Raw genomic sequence first — 18,243 nt, 5'->3', positions numbered from 1 at the left:
GCGCCTCAGCCGCGCCAGCGGTTGGTATTGGGGTAGCGCCAGTCCTTGCCGAAGCTGCGGTGCGTGACGCGGATGCCCACCGGCGCCTGGCGGCGCTTGTACTCGTTGAGGCGCAGCAGACGCACCACCTGCTCCACCGCCGCGCGGTCGAAGCCCTCGGCCACGATCTCCTCGACGCTGCGGTCGTTTTCCATGTAGCGCTCGACGATGGCGTCGAGCACCTCGTACGGCGGCAGGCTGTCCTGGTCGGTCTGGCCCGGACGCAGCTCGGCGCTGGGCGGCCGCGTGATGATGCGCTCGGGGATGGGCTGCGCGCCGCGACCGAACGGATCGTGCGCATTGCGCCAGCGCGCCAGCCGCCACACCCAGGTCTTGGCCACGTCCTTCAGCACCGCAAATCCCCCGGCCATGTCGCCGTAGAGCGTGCAGTAGCCGGTGGCCATCTCGCTCTTGTTGCCGGTGGTCAGCACGATGTCGCCGAACTTGTTGGACAGCGCCATCAGCAGCGTGCCGCGGATGCGCGCCTGCAGGTTCTCCTCGGTGGTGTCGGGCGGGCGGCCCTGCAGCAGCGGCGCCAGCTGCCCGAGGTAGGCGTCGAACAACGGGCCGATCGGGATCTCGTCGTAGCGCACGCCCAGCCGGGCGGCCATCGCGCGCGCATCCAGCCACGAGATCTCGGCGGTGTACGGCGAAGGCATCATGACCGCGCGCACGCGCTGCGGGCCCAGCGCATCGACCGCGATCGCCAGCACCAGCGCCGAGTCCACGCCGCCCGACAGGCCGACGATGGCGCCCGGAAAGCCGTTCTTGTCGACGTAGTCGCGCGTGCCCAGCACCAGCGCGTGCCAGAGGTCGTGCTCGGTATCGCCCACGGGGGCCAGCGGCCCGCCGACCCGCGCGGCTCCGGCGGGGTCGGGCTGCAGTTCGACGAGGAAAAGATCCTCGCTGAACGAGGGCGCGCGCGCCGCCACGGCACCGGTGCCGTCCAGCGCGAAGCTGCGTCCCTCGAAGACCAGCTCGTCCTGCCCGCCCACCAGATGGGCGTAGACGAGCGGCCGGCCGGTCTCGCGCACGCGCTGGCGCATCGCGCGCTCGCGCTCGTCGCCCTTGCCGAGGTGGAACGGCGAGGCGTTGAGCACGCACAGGACCTCGGCGCCGGCCGCCACGGTCTCGGCCGCCGGCGCCGCGAACCAGGCGTCCTCGCAGATCAGCAGCCCGAGCCGCCAGCGCCGGCCACTCGCCTCGACCTCGACCACGCAGGGCCGCGTGCCGGGCACGAAGTAGCGCCGCTCGTCGAACACCTGGTAGTTGGGCAGCTCGCGCTTGGCGTAGCGGTGCGTGACCGCCCCCTCGCACAGGACGGTGGCGGCGTTGAGGCAGGGCGCGCGCCCGACGCTGCGTCCGCCGGCCGCCGCCGCTCCCGGCGCCGGCAGCGGCTGGCCGACGACGAGGTGCAGGCCGCGCAGGCGGGCGGTGCGCCGCGCCAGCTCCTGCACCGCCTCGTCACACGCGGCGACGAACGCCGGCCGCAGCAGCAGGTCTTCGGCGGCGTAGCCACAGATGGCCAGCTCCGGCGTCAGCAGCACCTGCGCGCCGGCGGCGTGCGCCGCCTCGGCCGCCTCGGCGATGCGCCGTGCGTTGCCGGCCAGGTCGCCGACGACGAAATCCAGCTGCGCGACCGCGATCCGCAGGCTCATCGTGCGCTCACCCGACGGCGGCCGTGGGTCGGCGGCACCCTCAGCCGCCGTGCTGGGCGCGGTACGCCTGCACGCCCGACAGGATCTCCTGACGGGCCTCCTCCACCGAGCCCCAGCCCAGCACCTTGACCCACTTGCCCGGATCGAGATCCTTGTAGTGCTCGAAGAAGTGCTCGATGGTGCGCAGGCGCACCGGGTTGAGATCCTCCAGCGTCTTCCAGCGCGAGTACAGCGGCAGCACCTTCTCGGTCGGCACGGCCAGCACCTTGCCGTCGACGCCACCCTCGTCCTCCATCTTGAGCAGGCCCAGCGCGCGGCACGGCACGACCACGCCCGGCGGCAGCGGCACCGGGGTGATGACCAGCACGTCCACCGGGTCACCGTCACCGGCGATGGTCTGCGGCACGTACCCATAGTTGGTGGGGTAGTGCATCGCGGTGTTCATGAAGCGGTCGACGAAGATCGCGCCCGAGGCCTTGTCGACCTCGTACTTGATCGGCTCGCCGTGCATGGAGATCTCGATGATGACGTTGAAGGCGTCGGGCACTTTGTCGCCCGCGGTGACTTGATCGAGGGACATGATGGCGTCGAAGGACAGTCAGCAAGGGATGAAGGGAAAGCGTGCGCGCCAGCCCCCGCGGGGCCAGCGGCCGCACACCCGACTGTCGCCCATTTTACTGGCGCGACGCTGACGGCCCGCACGCGCGCCCCGCGGGGGGATGCATCGCGGCAAGGCTTGCGCTACATTGGAGGCGTTGGCCAATCGCCGCGCGGCGGGGTCGGGGACGGGGACCGCGCGCGGCGAGGAAGCAACGCAGCGGAAGCCGACGGCTGTCACGACTGCGTTGGCTTCCGACCGAGCAACCCTGGCAAGAGGAGACATCGGTATGGTTGGTCAATCGGCCCTGATCTTCGCCGTCGCCTGTGCGCTGGTGGCGGTGGGCTACGGCTTGTGGGCGCGCGCCTGGATCCTGGCCCAGGATGCGGGCAACGCGCGCATGCAGGAAATCGCCGCCGCGGTGCAGACCGGCGCGGCCGCCTATCTGGCGCGGCAGTACAAGACGATCGCCGTCGTCGGCGCGGTGCTGGCCGTGCTGATCGGCGTCTTCCTCGACGGGACGACGGCGCTGGCCTTCGTGGTCGGCGCGGTGCTGTCGGGTGCGTGCGGCTTCATCGGCATGAACGTGTCGGTGCGTGCCAACGTGCGCACCGCGCAGGCCGCCGCGCGCGGCATCGAGCCGGCGCTGGAGGTGGCCTTCCGCGGCGGCGCCATCACCGGCATGCTGGTGGTGGGCCTGGGGCTGCTGGGCGTGGCGGTGTTCTACTGGTTCCTGGTCGGCAACGGGCAACTGACGCCCGACCGCCGGCTCACGACGTTGCTGCAGCCGATGATCGGGCTGGCCTTCGGCGCCTCGCTGATCTCGATCTTCGCGCGGCTGGGCGGCGGCATCTTCACCAAGGGCGCCGACGTCGGCGCCGACCTGGTCGGCAAGGTGGAGGCCGGCATCCCCGAGGACGACCCGCGCAACCCGGCGGTGATCGCCGACAACGTCGGCGACAACGTCGGCGACTGCGCCGGCATGGCCGCCGACCTGTTCGAGACCTACGCCGTCACGCTCATCGCCACCATCGTGCTGGGGGCGCTGCTGGTGGGCGCCGCGCCGCTGCAGGCCAGCCTCTACCCGCTGGCGCTGGGCGGAGTCTCGATCCTGGCCTCGATCATCGGCGCGTCCTTCGTCAAGGCCACGCCGGGCATGAAGAACGTGATGCCCGCGCTCTACAAGGGCCTGATCGTGGCCGGCGCGGTCTCGGCGGTGGCCTTCTACGGCGTGACGGCGTGGCTGATTCCGGACGACGCCATCGCCGCCAGCGGCAGCCAGTGGCGCCTGTGGGCCGCGGCGCTGGTGGGCCTGGCGCTGACGGCGGCGATGGTGTGGATCACCGAGTACTACACGGGCACCGACTACGCGCCGGTGCGGCACGTGGCCCAGGCCTCCACCACCGGGCACGCCACCAACATCATCGCCGGCATCGGCGTCAGCATGAAGTCCACCGCCTGGCCGGTGCTGGCGGTGTGCGCGGCCATCCTGGCCTCCTACGCGCTGGCCGGGCTGTACGGGGTGGCGGTGGCGGCCACCTCGATGCTGAGCATGGCCGGCATCATCGTGGCGCTGGACGCCTACGGTCCCATCACCGACAACGCCGGCGGCATTGCCGAGATGGCCGAACTGCCCTCCAGCGTGCGCGACGTCACCGATCCGCTCGACGCCGTGGGCAACACCACCAAGGCGGTCACCAAGGGCTACGCGATCGGCTCGGCGGGGCTGGCCGCGCTGGTGCTGTTCGCCGACTACACGCACAAGCTGGAGGACGCCGGCCGGGCGCTGCGCTTCGACCTCTCGGACCCGATGGTCATCGTCGGGCTGTTCATCGGCGGCCTGATCCCGTACCTGTTCGGTGCGCTGGCGATGGAGGCGGTGGGCCGCGCCGCCGGCAGCGTCGTCGAGGAGGTGCGGCGCCAGTTCCGCGAGATCAAGGGCATCATGGAGGGCACCGCCAAGCCTGAGTACGGGCGCGCGGTGGACATGCTGACCACCGCGGCGATCAAGGAGATGATGCTGCCCAGCCTGCTGCCGGTGGTGGTGCCGATCGTGGTGGGTCTGCTGCTCGGGCCGGTGGCACTGGGCGGGCTGCTGCTGGGCACGATCGTCACCGGGCTGTTCGTCGCCATCAGCATGTGCACCGGCGGAGGCGCCTGGGACAACGCCAAGAAGTACATCGAGGACGGTCACCACGGCGGCAAGGGTTCGGAGGCGCACAAGGCCGCCGTCACCGGCGACACCGTGGGCGACCCCTACAAGGACACCGCCGGACCGGCGGTCAACCCGCTGATCAAGATCATCAACATCGTGGCGCTGCTGATCGTGCCGCTGCTGGCGTGAGCACCCGCCTGCCCACGGCGCAGGGGCGCCCGTCCCGCCTCTGCGGCGTCCGGCCGGCGGCGGGGCGGCGCGGCCTCACAGCCACTGCGCGATGGCGTCGATGTCCTCGGCGAACAGCTGGCCGCGCTCGGCCATCAGGATGCGGCCGTCGCGCCCGCGCACCAGCGTGATCGGCAGCCCCTTGGGCTTGGGCATGGCGCGCTGGATGTCGGGTGTCACCCAGGCGCACGGGAACGCGTAGCCGCGCTGCTGCAGGTAGCGCACCGCCGCCTCGCGCGTGCGGTCGATCGACAGCGTCAGCAGCTGCCAGCCGGGGCGCTGGCGGTGGCGCTGCCAGAAGGCGTCGAGGTGCGGCGTCGTGACGGCGCAGAACGGACAGGTGCTGGCCCACCAGTACAGCACCAGCAGCTGCCCGTCGGCGCGCGCCGGCTCGAAGCGGCTGCCGTCCAGCAGCTCCAGTGCCGGCACGGGCCAGGGTGCCCCCAGCGCCGGCAGCGGCGGCGCCTTGGCCTCCGCGGCCGCCGCCTCGGCCGGCTGCGCCCCCGCGCGGGCGGCACCCGCGGCCAGCGCCAGCACCGCAGCCCGCCGCAGCCATTGACGTCGATCGGTCGGCATCCTTCGTTCCTCGACTTGCCGGCACTGTCGCCCGCGGGAAACCCCACCCGCGGCGCAGTTGCCGGCTGGCGATAATCTAGCGCACCATGGCCGAGCGCGTCATCCCCCTCTACGACCAGCGCGTGGCGGCGCTGGCGGCGCCCCGTCCGATCCAGGCCCTGCCACCGCAGGGCCGTCTGCTGGATCGTCTGCAGCGCCCGCTGCGCGACCTGCGCATCAGCGTCACCGACCGCTGCAACTTCCGCTGCAGCTACTGCATGCCCAAGGAGGTGTTCGGCAAGGATTACCCCTACCTGCCGCATGCGGATCTGCTGACGTTCGAGGAGATCACGCGCCTGGCGCGCATCTTCCTCGCGCACGGGGTGCGCAAGATCCGCCTGACCGGCGGTGAGCCGCTGCTGCGCAAGAACGTCGAGCGCCTGGTCGAGATGCTGGCCGCGCTGCGCACGGTGGAGGGCACGCCACCGGAGCTGACGCTGACCACCAACGGCAGCCTGCTCAAGCGCAAGGCGCGCGCGCTGCGCGACGCGGGGCTGCAGCGCGTCACGGTCAGCCTGGACGCGCTGGACGACGCGGTGTTCCAGCGCATGAACGACGTCGGCTTTCCGGTGGCCGAGGTATTGGAGGGCATCGAGGCGGCCCGGCAGGCCGGCCTGGCGCCGATCAAGGTCAACATGGTGGTCAAGCGCGGCACCAACGACGACCAGATCGTGCCGATGGCGCGTCACTTCCGCGGCACCGGCATCGTGCTGCGCTTCATCGAGTACATGGACGTGGGCAGCTCCAACGGCTGGTGCATGGACGAGGTGCTGCCCAGCGCCGAGGTGCGGGCGCGCCTGCAGCAGGCCTTCGCGCTGGTGCCGCTGGAACCCTCCAGCCCGGGCGAGACGGCCGAGCGCTGGGGCTACGCTGGCGCAGACGGCCGCCACGATCCGGCGCTGGGCGAAGTCGGCTTCATCAGCAGCGTCACGCAGGCGTTCTGCCGCGACTGCAACCGCGCGCGCCTGTCCACCGAGGGGCGCCTGTACCTCTGCCTGTTCGCCGAGCGCGGCTACGACCTGCGCACGCTGCTGCGCGGCGGGGCCAGCGACGACGACATCGCCGCGTCGCTGGCCGCCATCTGGGGCCAGCGCGCCGACCGCTACTCCGAGATCCGCGCCAGCCTGCCACCCGAGACGCGGCGCAGCGCGCGGCGCATCGAGATGAGCTACATCGGGGGCTGAGGACGTGACGGCAGCCACCCCCCATCCCGACTGGAGCGCCCCGACCCCGGGCGGCGTCACCGGCCTGGTGCTGGCCGGAGGCCGCGGCAGCCGCATGGGCGGCCTGGACAAGGGCCTGCAGACCTTCCGCGGTGCGCCACTGGCCTTGCACGCGCTGCTGCGGCTGCAGCAGCAGCGCGGCGGCTGGGTCGGCCCGTGCCTCATCAACGCCAATCGGCACCTGGCCGCCTACGAGGCGCTGGGCGCACCGGTGTGGCCCGACGTCGTCGAGGGATACGCCGGCCCGCTGGCGGGCATGCTCACCGGGCTGATCCACGCCACCACGCCGTGGGTGCTGAGCGTGCCGTGCGACTCCCCCCTGCTGCCGCTCGACCTGGCCGAGCGGCTGGTTGCGGCGCTGACCGCCGCGCAGGCCGACGTCGCGCTGGCCGCCGCGCGCGAGGACGACGGCGTGCTGCGAGCGCAACCGGTGTTCGCGCTGCTGGGCGCCCACCTGCTGGACGACCTGCAGACCTTCCTGCGCGACGGTGGGCGCAAGATCGACGCCTGGACGGCGCGGCAGCGCTGCGTCGTCGTGCCATTCGACCAGCCGGGCGACGATCCCCTGGCCTTCGCCAACGTCAACACCCTGCACGAACTGCACGCGCTGGATGCCGCCGGCGCCGTGCCCCCGAACCGCCGATGAAGACCCTGGAGCAGATTGCCGCCGAGCTGCAAGGCTACGACCCGCACGCGCTGCCCGCCGAGCTGGTGGGCGCGTTTCTCGAGCGGCTGGTGGAGCCGCTGCCGGAAACCGAGACCGTGGCGTTGCCGCAGGCGCTGCAGCGCGTGCTGGCGCGCGACGTCATCTCGCCGATGGACGTGCCTCCCCACGACAACGCCGCGATGGACGGCTACGCGCTGCGCGGCGGCGACCTGCGCGCCGAGGGTGACACGACGCTGCGGGTGCTGGGCACCTGCTACGCCGGCGGACAGGGCTGGACGCAGCCCGTGCCGGCAGGGGCCTGTGTGCGGATCATGACCGGCGCCGTCATGCCCGCCGATTGCGACACCGTGGTGCCGCTGGAGTTCGTCGCCGACGGCGACGGCGGCGACGGCACGATCACGGTGCCGGCCGGCGTGGTGCGCCCCGGCGACCACCGTCGGCTGCGCGGCGAGGACTTGGCCGCCGGCCGGCCCGCGCTGCACGCCGGGCAGCGTCTGGGGCCGGCGGCGCTGGGGCTCGTGGCCAGCCTCGGCATCGGCGAAGTGACGGTTCGGCGCCGTGCGCGCGTGGCCTACTTTTCCACCGGCGACGAGGTGCTCAGCCTCGGCGAGCCCTGGCGGCCCGGCGCGATCTACGACAGCAACCGCCACACGATCACCGCGCTGCTGTGCCGCCTCGGCGTGGACGTGCTCGACTTCGGCGTGGTGCGCGACGAGCCGGCGGCGCTGGAGGCCGCCTTCCGCCAGGCGGCGGCGCAGGCCGATGCCGTCATCACCAGCGGCGGCGTCAGCATGGGCGAGGCCGACCACACCAAGGCGATGATGCGCCGGCTCGGCGAGGTTGCGTTCTGGCGCATCGCGATGCGGCCGGGCAGACCGATGGCGGTCGGCCGGCTGCAGGCCGGCAGCCGCTCCACGCTGCTGTTCGGCCTGCCCGGCAACCCGGTGGCGGCGATGGTGACCTTCCTGATGTTCGTGCGGCCGGCGCTGCTGCGCCTGATGGGGGCGACGGCCGCGGCGCCGATTCCGTTGCGCGCGCGCAGCACCGAGCCGATGCGCAAGAAACCCGGTCGCACCGAGTACCAGCGCGGCATCGTCACGCGCGCGGCCGACGGCACGCTGCTGGTGCGCACCACCGGTCAGCAGGGCTCGGGCGTGCTGCGCTCGATGGTGGAGGCCAACGGGCTGATCGTGCTGCACCACCACCAAGGCAGCGTCGCACCCGGCGACGAGGTCGACGTGCTGATGTTCGAGGGGCTGATCTGATCCGCGCCGCGCGGCACGCCGCGATCAGCCCAGCAGCATCAGCGCCACCTGCAGCCCGATCAGCAGCACCAGCACCGACAGGTCGACCCCGCCGACGGTGGGGATGACGCGGCGCACCGGCGCCAGCAGCGGCTCCAGCAGGCGGCCCAGCAGTCCCAGCACCGGCGCCATCGGCTGCACCCAGGACAGCACGGCGTAGACCAGCAGCAGCACCATCAGCCCCTGCAGCACCGTGCGCAGCAGAAAGTGCAGCGCCAGCAGCGGAATGCCGAACAGATAGCCTGCGCCGTCGGAAAGCAGTGCCACCAGCCCGGCGTACGCCAGCGCCAGCAGCAGCGCCGCCAGCAGGCTGCCCCAGTCGGTGTTGGCCTGCGCCCAGGGGCGCGGCAGCGTGCGCCGCAGCGGCTGCACGATCCAGTCGGTGATGGCGATGACGAACGGGCCGGGCTGCTGCGTCATGCGCAGCCGGCGCGTGTTCATCCAGCCGCGCAGCAACGCCGCCGCGACCAGGATGAAGAACAGGGTATCGAGCAGAAACAGGACGATGCGCATGGCGGGCAATCGTACGGGATGGGAGCGGGGGTGCCAACGAGGCCATGCCGTTCAGCGCCGCGGCGTGCGCCCGCGCCGGCCGCGCGGCGCCGGCGTCCCCGCCTCGCGCCGGGGGGCGGACGCACCGGCAGCCCCGCGCGCGCGCTTGCGCCCGGCCGGCTCACCGCGCGTGTCGCCGGCGCCCGCGTCGGCGACCGCGGCCCGCTCCGCCTTGCGCCGGCGCGGACCGTCACCGGTGGTGCGCACCGCCTCCTCCCCTTGCGGCCGCACGAGGCGGAAATCGATACGCCGCCCGTCCAGGTCGACGCGGCTGACCTGCACCCGCACCGGCGTGCCCAGCGTGTAGCGCACGCCGGTGCGCTCGCCGCGCAGCTCCTGGCGCCGCTCGTCGTACTGGAAGTACTCCGCGCCCAGCTCGGTGATGTGCACCAGCCCCTCGACGTACATCGCATCCAGCGTGACGAACAGACCGAAGCTGGTGACCGCGCTGACCGTGCCGGCGAACTCCTCGCCCAGGTGCTCGCGCATGTACTTGCACTTCAGCCACGCCTCGACGTCGCGGCTGGCCTCGTCGGCGCGGCGCTCGTTGGCGCTGCAGTGCAGGCCGGCGGCCTCCCAGCCGAGCACCTCGTCGCTGGGTCGCCCGCGCGTGCGCGTCATCGCCTCGGAGGCGCCGCGATCCTGCAGCCGCTTGGCCAGCTTGGCCTGCGCCTCGCCCGGCAGCGGCAGCGCCGGCAGGTGGTAGCGCTCGCCCTTCAGGATCGCCTTGATGACGCGGTGCACCAGCAGGTCCGGGTAGCGCCGGATCGGGCTCGTGAAGTGCGTGTAGGCCTCGAACGCCAGCCCGAAGTGGCCCACATTGTGCGGTGAGTACATGGCCTGCTGCATCGAGCGCAGCAGCATCTGGTGGATCTGCGGCGCGTCGGGGCGATCGGCCGTGGCCTTGGACAGCGCCTGGAAGTCGCGCGGCGCCGGCGCATCGGGCAGCGTCGCCGCCACGCCGAGCGCCTTGAGGTACTCGCGCAGCAGCTCCACCTTGTCCGCCGAGGGGGGCTCGTGCACGCGGTACAGGCACGGATGGTGGTGGCTGGCGATGAAGTCGGCGGCGCAGACGTTGGCCGCCAGCATCGCCTCCTCGATCAGGCGGTGCGCGTCGTTGCGCGTGCGCGGCTCGATGCGCTCGATGCGGCCGGCCTCGTCGCAGACGATCTGCGTCTCCACCGTCTCCAGGTCCACCGCGCCGCGCGCCTCGCGCGCGCGCAGCAGCGCGCGGAAGACGTCGTGCAGGTTGAGCAGGTGCGGCACCAGCTGCGCGTGGCGCTGCGCCTCGGGGCCGCGCGTGTTCTGCAGGATGGCGGCCACCTCGGTGTAGGTGAAACGCTGGTGGCTGTGCATCACCGCCGGATAGAACTGGTAGGCCTGCACCTGCCCCTTGGCGTCGATCAGCATGTCGCACACCATGCACAGCCGGTCCACCCCGGGGTTGAGCGAGCAAAGCCCGTTGGAGAGTTTTTCCGGCAGCATCGGGATGACGCGGCGCGGGAAATAGACGCTGGTGGCGCGCTCGTAGGCGTCGACGTCCAGCGCCGAGCCATTGCGCACGTAGTGGCTGACGTCGGCGATGGCCACCAGCAGCCGCCAGCCCTTGCCGCGCCCGACGCGCGCCGGCTCGCAGTAGACGGCGTCGTCGAAGTCGCGCGCGTCCTCGCCGTCGATGGTCACCAGCGGCACGTCGGTCAGGTCGATGCGACCGCGGCGGTCGGCCGCGCGCACCTTGTCCGGCAGCGCGCGCGCCTCGGCCAGCGCGGCCTCGGAGAACTGGTGCGGCACGCCATACTTGCGCACCGCGATCTCGATCTCCATGCCCGGGTCGTCGATGTCGCCCAGCACCTCGGTGACGCGGCCCACCGGCTGACCATAGAGGGCCGGCGGTTCGGTCAGCTCCACCACCACCACCTGCCCCGGCTGCGCGGTGCCGGTGGCCCCCTTGGGGATGAGGATGTCCTGGCCGTAGCGCTTGTCCTCCGGCGCCACCAGCCACACGCCGTTTTCGTGCAGCAGCCGCCCGATGATCGGCGTGGCCGGCCGCGCCAGGATCTCGGTCACGCGTCCCTCGGGTCGGCCACGTCGATCCAGCCGCAGGATGCGCACGCGCACGCGGTCGCGGTGCAGCACCGCGCGCATCTCGTTGGGCGGCAGGTAGATGTCGGGTTGCCCATCGTCGCGCACGACGAAGCCGTGGCCGTCGCGGTGACCGACGACGGTGCCTTCGATCTCGGGCACGATGGGGGTGTTCTTGTCTTTCACGTTCAATGAGACCCTCGCGCGGTCGCGGACCGCGGGTGTGTTTGGTGTATGATTATGGCTTCCTGAGACGCCCAGGTGGCGGAATTGGTAGACGCACCAGTTTCAGGTACTGGCGCCGCGAGGCGTGGAGGTTCGAGTCCTCTCCTGGGCACCACAGCGCATGGGCGCCGTCTCGGGCCACCGATGATGCCACAGTTGGCGCGCCGTCGCGGCATTGGCGCATCGGTTACAATTCGAAAATCCTGAATTGCCCAGGTGGCGGAATTGGTAGACGCACCAGTTTCAGGTACTGGCGCCGCGAGGCGTGGAGGTTCGAGTCCTCTCCTGGGCACCAAGTTTCGCGTGGGTGGTCTCTGCGGCCTCTGCGCAGTGTGATGTGACAGCCGACCGCAAGGTCGGCTTTTGCTTTGGGGCGCCGCTGACCAGGTGACCGCCGGTCAGCCGCACGGCGGCCGTGCTCACACCGGCAGGCCGACCAGATCGTGCCCCTCGGCCGCGACGATGCGCGCGCGGATGAAGTCGCCGGCGCGGTAGGTCTTGCTGGCCTTTTCGGGCGGCAGCAGCCGCACCGTGCCGTCGATCTCCGGCGCGTCGGCGTAGGTGCGCCCCACCCCGCCCTTCTTGCCCAGGCTGAGCGCCTGATCGACCAGCACCTGCATCGTGGCGCCGACACGGCGCTTGAGGCGCTCCACCGCCACCGCCTCGGCCACTTCCATGAAGCGCGCGCGCCGCTCCTGCCGCACCTCGTCCGGCAGCGCACCGGGCAGCGCGTTGGCCGCCGCGCCCTCCACCGGCGAGTAGGCAAAGCAGCCGGCGCGGTCGATCTGCGCCTCGCGCACAAAGTCCAGCAGGTGCTGGAACTCCGCCTCCGTCTCGCCGGGAAAGCCGGCGATGAAGGTGCTGCGCACGACGAGTTCCGGGCAGGCGCTCCGCCATGCCTGGATGCGCTCCAGGTTGCGCTCGCCGCTGGCGGGGCGCTTCATGCGTCGCAGCACGTCCGGGTGGCTGTGCTGGAACGGCACGTCCAGGTACGGCAGCACCAGCCCCTCGGCCATCAGCGGGATGAGCTCGTCCACGTGCGGGTACGGGTAGACGTAGTGCAGCCGCACCCAGGCACCGTGCGCGCGCGCCAGCAGCCCCAGCTCCCGCACGAGCTCCAGCAGCCGCGTGCGCACCGGCCGGCCGTTCCAGAAGCCGGTGCGGTACTTGACGTCCACCCCGTAGGCCGACGTGTCCTGGCTGACGATCAGCAGCTCCTTGACGCCACCCTCCAGCAACCGCTGCGCTTCGGTGAGCACCTCCCCGATCGGGCGGCTGACCAGGTCGCCACGCATCGACGGGATGATGCAGAACGTGCAGCGGTGGTTGCATCCCTCGCTGATCTTGAGGTAAGCGTAGTGGCGCGGCGTGAGCTTGACGCCGACGCCCTCGATCGCGTTGGACGGCGGCGGCACGAGGTCGGTGAACGGATCGTGGGGCTTGGGCGCGTGACGGTGCACGGCGTCCAGCACCTCGTCGGCGGCGTGCGGGCCGGTGACGGCCAGCACCGCCGGGTGCAGCTGGCGCACCAGGTTGCCGCCAGCGGCGTCCTGGCGGGCGCCCAGGCAGCCGGTGACGATGACGCGGCCGTTGGCGGCCAGCGCCTCGCCGATGGCGTCCAGGCTTTCCTTGACGGCCTCGTCGATGAAGCCGCAGGTGTTGACGATGACGAGGTCGGCGCCCTCGTAGGTCTTGCTGGTGCGGTAGCCCTCGGCGCTCAGGCGCGTCAGGATCAGCTCGGCATCGGTCAGCGCCTTGGGGCAGCCGAGGCTGACGAAGCCGATGGTGGGGGCGCGCACGGCCTCGGCGGGCGCGGCGGGGGTGGCGGTCTCGCTCATCCGCGTATTGTCCCGCAAGGCGCGCGCCGCCGCCGGCCCGCCGCGGGCGCCCGTCCCCGGCAACGGCGGGCAGCGCCGGTCAGTGCGGCCGCTTGCCGGCCAGCGCTCCCAGCATCTGCTCCTGCATCTGCAGGAAGGCCTTCTGCGACTGCGCGAACAGGTTGCCCATCATCAGCGGCGACTGCGCCGCCATGAACTGCTGCCACAGCTCGGGCGTGACTTCCTTGGCCTGCTCGGCCATCTTCTGCTGCAGCTCGAAGAACAGCTGCAGGTTGCGCTCCAGGTAGCTGCCCATGAAGCCCTGCATCGCATGGCCGTAGAAGCGGATGATGTTGGCCAGCATCTTCTCGGAGAACAGCGGCACGCCGGCCGTCTCCTCCTCGAGGATGATCTGCAGCAGGATCGCGCGCGTCAGATCCTCGCCGCTGCGGGCATCGCGCACGACGAACGGCTCGCCGCGCATCACCAGCGCCTTGACGTCGCCCAAGGTGATGTAGGAGGAGCTGTCGGTGTCGTACAAGCGCCGGTTCGGATATTTCTTGATGACGCGTACCTTGGCCCCTTCCGGGGCCGCCCCCCTGGGCGCGGCGTCGTCGGCACCGGCCTTGGCATTCGTCGACGGCACGAGACGGACTCCTGAGAGACGATGGACATGGCGGCCGCCGCGCACTTGGCCCGGTCGGCCCTGCGCCGCATTGTAGGCGCACCGCAGGACGGCACCGGGCGGGGATTTCCCGGTGCGCCCGCGGCCGGGGACGACCTCAGGCGGCGGGCACGCCCAACCGCTGGCGCAGCGCCTCGTACAGGCACACCGCGCTGGCCACCGAGACGTTGAGGCTCTCCACCGCGCCGCGCATCGGGATGGCCAGCAGCTCGTCGCAGGTGCGCCGCACCAGAGGGCGCATGCCCTGCCCTTCGGCGCCCATGACCACCGCCAGCGGCCCGCGCCAGTCGTGCTGGTAGATCGTGCGCGGCGCATCGTCACTGGTGCCCACCACCCACAGGCCGCGCTCCTTCAGCCGCTGCAGCGTGCGCGCCAGGTTGGTCACCATCAGGTACGGCACCGTCTCGGCCGCACCGCTGGCCACCTTGGCCACCGTGGCGTTGAGGCCGCAGGCACGGTCCTTCGGGGCGATGACCGCGTGCGCGCCGGCGCCGTCGGCCACGCGCAGGCAGGCGCCCAGGTTGTGGGGATCGGTGACGCCGTCCAGCACCAGCAGCAGCGGCGGGTCGGCGCGGCGCTCGGTCTCGCTTCGCCCTTCCAGCTGGTCCAGCAGGTCGTCCAGCGTGCGCGCCTGCTCCAGCGCCCGCACGCGCGCCACCACCCCCTGGTGATGGCCACCGCCAGCCAGCCCGGCCAGGCGCGCGCCGTCGGCCTCGATCACGCGCACGCCAGCCTCCTGCGCGCGCGCCAGGAACTGCCGCATGCGCGCGTCGCGCCGCGTCGGGTCGACGTAGAGCTCGACGATCGAGTCGGGCGCCGTCTTCAGGCGCACGCCCACGGCGTGAAAGCCGTACAGGATGCGGGTGTCGCTGGCCATGGGGCGCGATTATGCGCCGCCGTCCAGCTCGCGCGCGCGCCCAGCCTCGATCGCCAGCCGCCGCTGGCAGCGCGCCGCGATCGCCGCGTCGTGCGTCACCAGCACCAGCGTGGTGCCGTGCTCGCGGTTGAGCTCGAACATCAGCTCCATCACGCGCGCGCCAGTGGCGTGATCCAGGCTGCCGGTGGGCTCGTCGGCCAGCAGGATGTCGGGTTCGACGACGAAGGCGCGCGCCAGCGCCACGCGCTGCTGCTCTCCCCCCGAGAGCACCTTCGGGTAGTGCCGCAGCCGCGCGCCCAGTCCGACGCGCTCCAGCATGCGCTGCGCCGCGGCTGCGGCGTCGCGCCGGCCCGCCAGCTCCAGCGGCAGCATGACGTTTTCCAGCGCGGTCAGGTTGGCCAGCAGCTGAAAGCTCTGGAACACGAAGCCCACCCGCTGGCCGCGCAGCGCCGCGCGCGCGTCCTCGTCCAGCGTGAAGATGTCGGTGCCGGCCCAGCGAACCGTGCCACCGCTGGGCGTATCCAAGCCGGCGATGAGTGACAGCAGGGTGCTCTTGCCTGAACCCGAGGTGCCGACGATGGCCAGCGTCTGGCCCGCCGCGACGGCAAAATCGACCTCGTGCAGGATGGTCAGCGGCGTGCCGTCGGTATCGGTCACCGTCTTGGACAGGCGCTCGACTTCGATGATCGGGATGGACATGAAAGGATGCGAGGGTGAAGCGACGCCACTGTAGCGCAGCGCTGGCGGCGGGCCTGCTGCTGGGGGCATGGCCGGTCAGAGCGACGGCGGCGGCCGACGGTTCCCCGCCGGTGATCCTGGTGGTGGGCGACTCGCTCAGCGCCGAGTACGGCCTGGCGCGCGGCCGCGGCTGGGTGGCGCTGCTGGAAGAACGGCTGGCGCAGCAGCGCCTGCGCGCGCGCGTGGTCAACGCCAGCGTCAGCGGCGACACCACCGCCGGCGGGCGCAGCCGCCTGGGCGCGCTGCTGCAGCAGCACCGCCCGGCGGTGGTGGTGATCGAGCTGGGCGGCAACGACGCGCTGCGCGGCCTGCCGCTCACCGGCACGCGCGACAACCTGCGCGCCATGATCCGCGCCAGCCGCGAGGCCGGCGCGCGCGTGCTGCTGCTGGGCATGGACATGCCGCCCAACTACGGCGAGCGCTTCCGCGCCGACTTCCGCGCCATCTACGCCGACCTGGCCCGGGAGGAAAAGGTGGCGCTGGTACCGTTCTTCCTGGCCGGCGTGGCCGACGGCCCGCAGGCCGCCGCCCTGTTCCAGCCCGACCGCATCCACCCGAACGAAAAGGCGCAGCCGATCCTGCTGGACAACGTCTGGCCGCAGCTGCGCCGGCTGTTGCCGAAGGGGTGAAGCCCCTGCGTCCGGCGCTACGATAGCGGCACCGGCACGCCGAGCCCGCCGCCACGTGGCGGCGGCGCGCCTTGCGTGGCCCGTCGCCGCCCATCCAAAAAATCAAGGAGGAGCCCCCATGCCCCGCCGGCGCACCACCCCCGCCCCAGCAGCCAGTGCCGCTCCCGGCGCACACCTCGGCTTCGAGGCCGAACTGTTCAAGGCGGCCGACAAGCTGCGCGGCAATCTGGAGCCCAGCGAATACAAGCACGTCGTGCTGGGACTCATCTTCCTGAAGTACATCTCCGACGCCTTCGAGGCCAAGCACGCCGCCCTGCTGGCCGAAGACCCGCTGGCCGCCGAGGATCGCGACGAGTATCTGGCCGACAACATCTTCTGGGTACCGAAAGAGGCGCGCTGGTCGCACCTGCGCGCCAACGCCCGCCACCCGGCCATCGGCGTGCTGATCGACGAGGCCATGCGCGCCATCGAGCAGGAAAACGACGCCCTCAAGGGCGTGCTGCCCAAGGACTACGCCCGCCCGGCGCTCAACAAGGTGATGCTGGGCGAACTGATCGACCTCTTCTCCAACATCGGGCTGGGCGGCGACGAACACCGGGCCCGCGACGTGCTGGGGCGCGTGTACGAGTACTTCCTCAGCGAATTCGCCGGCGCCGAAGGCAAGCGCGGCGGGGAGTTCTACACCCCGCGCTGCGTCGTGCGCGTGATGGTGTCGATGCTGGAGCCGTACTCCGGCCGTGTCTATGACCCGTGCTGCGGCTCCGGCGGCATGTTCGTGCAGAGCGAGAAATTCGTCGAGGAGCACGGCGGGCGCATCGGCGACATCGCGATCTACGGGCAGGAAATCAACTACACCACCTGGCGGCTGTGCAAGATGAACCTCGCGGTGCGGGGGATCGACGCCGACATCCGCTGGAACAACGAGGGCAGCTTCCACAAGGACGAGCTGCCCGACCTGCGCGCCGACTTCATCCTGGCCAACCCGCCGTTCAACATCTCCGACTGGGGCGGCGAGCGCCTGCGTGAAGACGTGCGCTGGAAATTCGGCGTGCCGCCCGTGGGCAACGCCAACTACGCCTGGCTGCAGCACATCGTCCATCACCTCGCCCCCAACGGCACCGCCGGCGTGGTGCTGGCCAACGGCTCGATGTCCTCGCAGCAGTCCGGCGAGGGCGAGATTCGCCGCGCCATGCTGGAGGCCGACGTGGTGGACTGCATGGTGGCGCTGCCGGGGCAGCTTTTCTACTCCACCCAGATTCCGGCCTGCCTGTGGTTCCTCGCCCGCAACAAGAACCCCGGCAAGGGTTGGCGCGACCGGCGCGGACAGGTGCTCTTCATCGACGCCCGCAGGATGGGTGTGATGGTGGACCGCACCCGGCGCGAGCTCACCGACGAGGAGATCCAGAAGATCGCCGACACCTACCACGCCTGGCGCGGCGAGCCGGGCGCAGGCGACTACGCCGACATGCCGGGCTTTTGCAAATCCGCCACGCTGGAGGAGATCCGCAGGCACGGCCACGTGCTCACCCCGGGGCGCTACGTCGGCGCGGCGGCGCAAGACGACGACGGCGAGCCGTTCGAGGAAAAGATGGCGCGGCTTGCGGCCCAGTGGCGGGCGCAGCAGGCCGAGGCGGCGCGACTGGATGCGGCGATCGAGGCCAACCTGAAGGCGCTCGGGTTTTGAAGGAGGTTATTTTTACTAATAGCATTAAACTAAAATAGTTCGCCCCGCTATTTTCACTGGCGAACACAGGCAGGCATCTCATGCAACGCGGCTCAACGGGTACGTGGCAGACGATCGGCGCGGGCGGCGAAACCGTGCGCGCCTTCATCCCTGCGCCCCTGCCGCCCGACCCGCCGCTCGACTTGAGCGGCCCTTTGCGCGACAAGCTCTCGCAAGCCGATTACGCGCTCGGCCTTCTCGACGGCGCGGTGCTGACGCTGCCCGACCCCGACCTCTTCGTCTTCATGTACATGCGCAAGGAGGGCGTGCTCTCCAACCAGGGCATCGGGCTTTTGCGCGAGATCACCGGCGATGCCAGAAATCGGCGCTTTCGTTTCGAGCCTTGCTTTCGGCTGTTCGAGGAGACAGCGGAATGGAACAATCGGCGCGAGCAGGATGGCATGTAGTCGTGCAGATCGATGTGGCAC

At 71.4% G+C, this 18,243-nt stretch carries 16 protein-coding genes and 2 tRNA genes; 9 read left to right on the top strand and 9 right to left on the bottom strand.

Annotated features, from left to right (window positions below):
• Positions 1-5: 5 nt before the first annotated feature.
• On the bottom strand, positions 6-1,697 hold the full coding sequence (locus tag Tsedi_RS00665) for an NAD+ synthase (protein ID WP_143892586.1): 1,692 nt from the start codon (positions 1,695-1,697) through the stop codon (positions 6-8).
• Between the two features lie 40 nt (positions 1,698-1,737).
• The gene (ppa, locus tag Tsedi_RS00660; RefSeq protein WP_143892584.1) at positions 1,738-2,277 is read right to left on the bottom strand and encodes an inorganic diphosphatase; all 540 of its coding nucleotides are present in this window, start codon (positions 2,275-2,277) and stop codon (positions 1,738-1,740) included.
• Positions 2,278-2,584: 307 nt separating this feature from the next.
• On the opposite strand from ppa, the gene Tsedi_RS00655 reads away from it, so the two are divergent.
• Positions 2,585-4,639: a sodium-translocating pyrophosphatase gene (locus tag Tsedi_RS00655; RefSeq protein WP_143892582.1), complete on the top strand. Its 2,055-nt coding sequence runs from the start codon at positions 2,585-2,587 to the stop codon at positions 4,637-4,639.
• A 75-nt stretch (positions 4,640-4,714) separates the two neighbouring features.
• On the opposite strand, the gene Tsedi_RS00650 is transcribed toward Tsedi_RS00655, so the two are convergent.
• Positions 4,715-5,254: a TlpA family protein disulfide reductase gene (locus Tsedi_RS00650; protein ID WP_143892580.1), complete on the bottom strand. Its 540-nt coding sequence runs from the start codon at positions 5,252-5,254 to the stop codon at positions 4,715-4,717.
• Between the two features lie 86 nt (positions 5,255-5,340).
• Here Tsedi_RS00650 and moaA point away from each other — a divergent pair, with 86 nt between their 5' ends.
• The 3 genes from moaA to moeA are packed head-to-tail and all read left to right on the top strand — an operon-like array spanning position 5,341 to position 8,448.
• Positions 5,341-6,477 carry a GTP 3',8-cyclase MoaA gene (gene moaA, locus Tsedi_RS00645; protein WP_143892578.1) on the top strand — a complete coding sequence of 379 codons (1,137 nt, stop codon included), beginning with the start codon at positions 5,341-5,343 and terminating at the stop codon, positions 6,475-6,477.
• 4 nt (positions 6,478-6,481) lie between these two features.
• Positions 6,482-7,162, top strand: coding sequence for a molybdenum cofactor guanylyltransferase MobA (gene mobA / locus Tsedi_RS00640; RefSeq protein ID WP_281280115.1), 681 nt, complete (start codon positions 6,482-6,484; stop codon positions 7,160-7,162).
• Positions 7,159-8,448: a molybdopterin molybdotransferase MoeA gene (gene moeA, locus Tsedi_RS00635; RefSeq protein WP_143892576.1), complete on the top strand. Its 1,290-nt coding sequence runs from the start codon at positions 7,159-7,161 to the stop codon at positions 8,446-8,448. The genes mobA and moeA overlap by 4 nt, the downstream gene beginning before the upstream one ends.
• 24 nt (positions 8,449-8,472) lie before the next feature.
• Here moeA and Tsedi_RS00630 read toward each other — a convergent pair whose 3' ends face one another.
• A complete protein-coding gene (locus Tsedi_RS00630; RefSeq protein ID WP_143892574.1) occupies positions 8,473-9,000 on the bottom strand; it encodes a YggT family protein in 528 nt (175 codons plus the stop codon).
• 51 nt (positions 9,001-9,051) lie between these two features.
• Positions 9,052-11,307: a ribonuclease R gene (rnr, locus tag Tsedi_RS00625; RefSeq protein WP_143892572.1), complete on the bottom strand. Its 2,256-nt coding sequence runs from the start codon at positions 11,305-11,307 to the stop codon at positions 9,052-9,054.
• Between the two features lie 69 nt (positions 11,308-11,376).
• Between rnr and Tsedi_RS00620 the strand changes: the two genes are divergently transcribed.
• Positions 11,377-11,461, top strand: a tRNA-Leu gene (locus Tsedi_RS00620).
• 95 nt (positions 11,462-11,556) lie between these two features.
• A tRNA-Leu gene (locus Tsedi_RS00615) sits at positions 11,557-11,641 on the top strand.
• Between the two features lie 124 nt (positions 11,642-11,765).
• On the opposite strand, the gene rimO is transcribed toward Tsedi_RS00615, so the two are convergent.
• From rimO to Tsedi_RS00595, 4 genes are all read right to left on the bottom strand, one after another.
• Entirely contained in the window at positions 11,766-13,184 is a 1,419-nt protein-coding gene (gene rimO / locus Tsedi_RS00610) for a 30S ribosomal protein S12 methylthiotransferase RimO (RefSeq protein ID WP_143892570.1), read from the bottom strand.
• Positions 13,185-13,263: 79 nt separating this feature from the next.
• Entirely contained in the window at positions 13,264-13,728 is a 465-nt protein-coding gene (gene phaR, locus Tsedi_RS00605; RefSeq protein WP_246099142.1) for a polyhydroxyalkanoate synthesis repressor PhaR, read from the bottom strand.
• A 217-nt stretch (positions 13,729-13,945) separates the two neighbouring features.
• Positions 13,946-14,725 carry a 23S rRNA (guanosine(2251)-2'-O)-methyltransferase RlmB gene (rlmB, locus tag Tsedi_RS00600; RefSeq protein WP_143892566.1) on the bottom strand — a complete coding sequence of 260 codons (780 nt, stop codon included), beginning with the start codon at positions 14,723-14,725 and terminating at the stop codon, positions 13,946-13,948.
• A 9-nt stretch (positions 14,726-14,734) separates the two neighbouring features.
• Positions 14,735-15,424: an ABC transporter ATP-binding protein gene (locus Tsedi_RS00595; RefSeq protein WP_143892563.1), complete on the bottom strand. Its 690-nt coding sequence runs from the start codon at positions 15,422-15,424 to the stop codon at positions 14,735-14,737.
• A gap of 14 nt (positions 15,425-15,438) precedes the next feature.
• Here Tsedi_RS00595 and Tsedi_RS00590 point away from each other — a divergent pair, with 14 nt between their 5' ends.
• The 3 genes from Tsedi_RS00590 to Tsedi_RS00580 all read left to right on the top strand — a co-directional run bounded on the left by Tsedi_RS00590 (position 15,439) and on the right by Tsedi_RS00580 (position 18,222).
• Positions 15,439-16,092 (top strand): arylesterase, encoded by a 654-nt coding sequence (locus Tsedi_RS00590; RefSeq protein ID WP_143892561.1) that lies wholly within the window; start codon positions 15,439-15,441, stop codon positions 16,090-16,092.
• Positions 16,093-16,210: 118 nt separating this feature from the next.
• Complete coding sequence (locus Tsedi_RS00585; protein WP_143892559.1) at positions 16,211-17,776, top strand: class I SAM-dependent DNA methyltransferase; 1,566 nt, start codon at positions 16,211-16,213, stop codon at positions 17,774-17,776.
• Positions 17,777-17,856: 80 nt separating this feature from the next.
• Positions 17,857-18,222: a Fic/DOC family N-terminal domain-containing protein gene (locus Tsedi_RS00580; RefSeq protein ID WP_221934172.1), complete on the top strand. Its 366-nt coding sequence runs from the start codon at positions 17,857-17,859 to the stop codon at positions 18,220-18,222.
• Positions 18,223-18,243 lie beyond the last annotated feature (21 nt).

The organism is Tepidimonas sediminis (assembly GCF_007556605.1).
GTDB lineage: Bacteria > Pseudomonadota > Gammaproteobacteria > Burkholderiales > Burkholderiaceae_C > Tepidimonas > Tepidimonas sediminis.
Note: the sequence above shows the minus strand (reverse complement) of the source record. Positions and strands in the feature narration are given on the sequence as shown.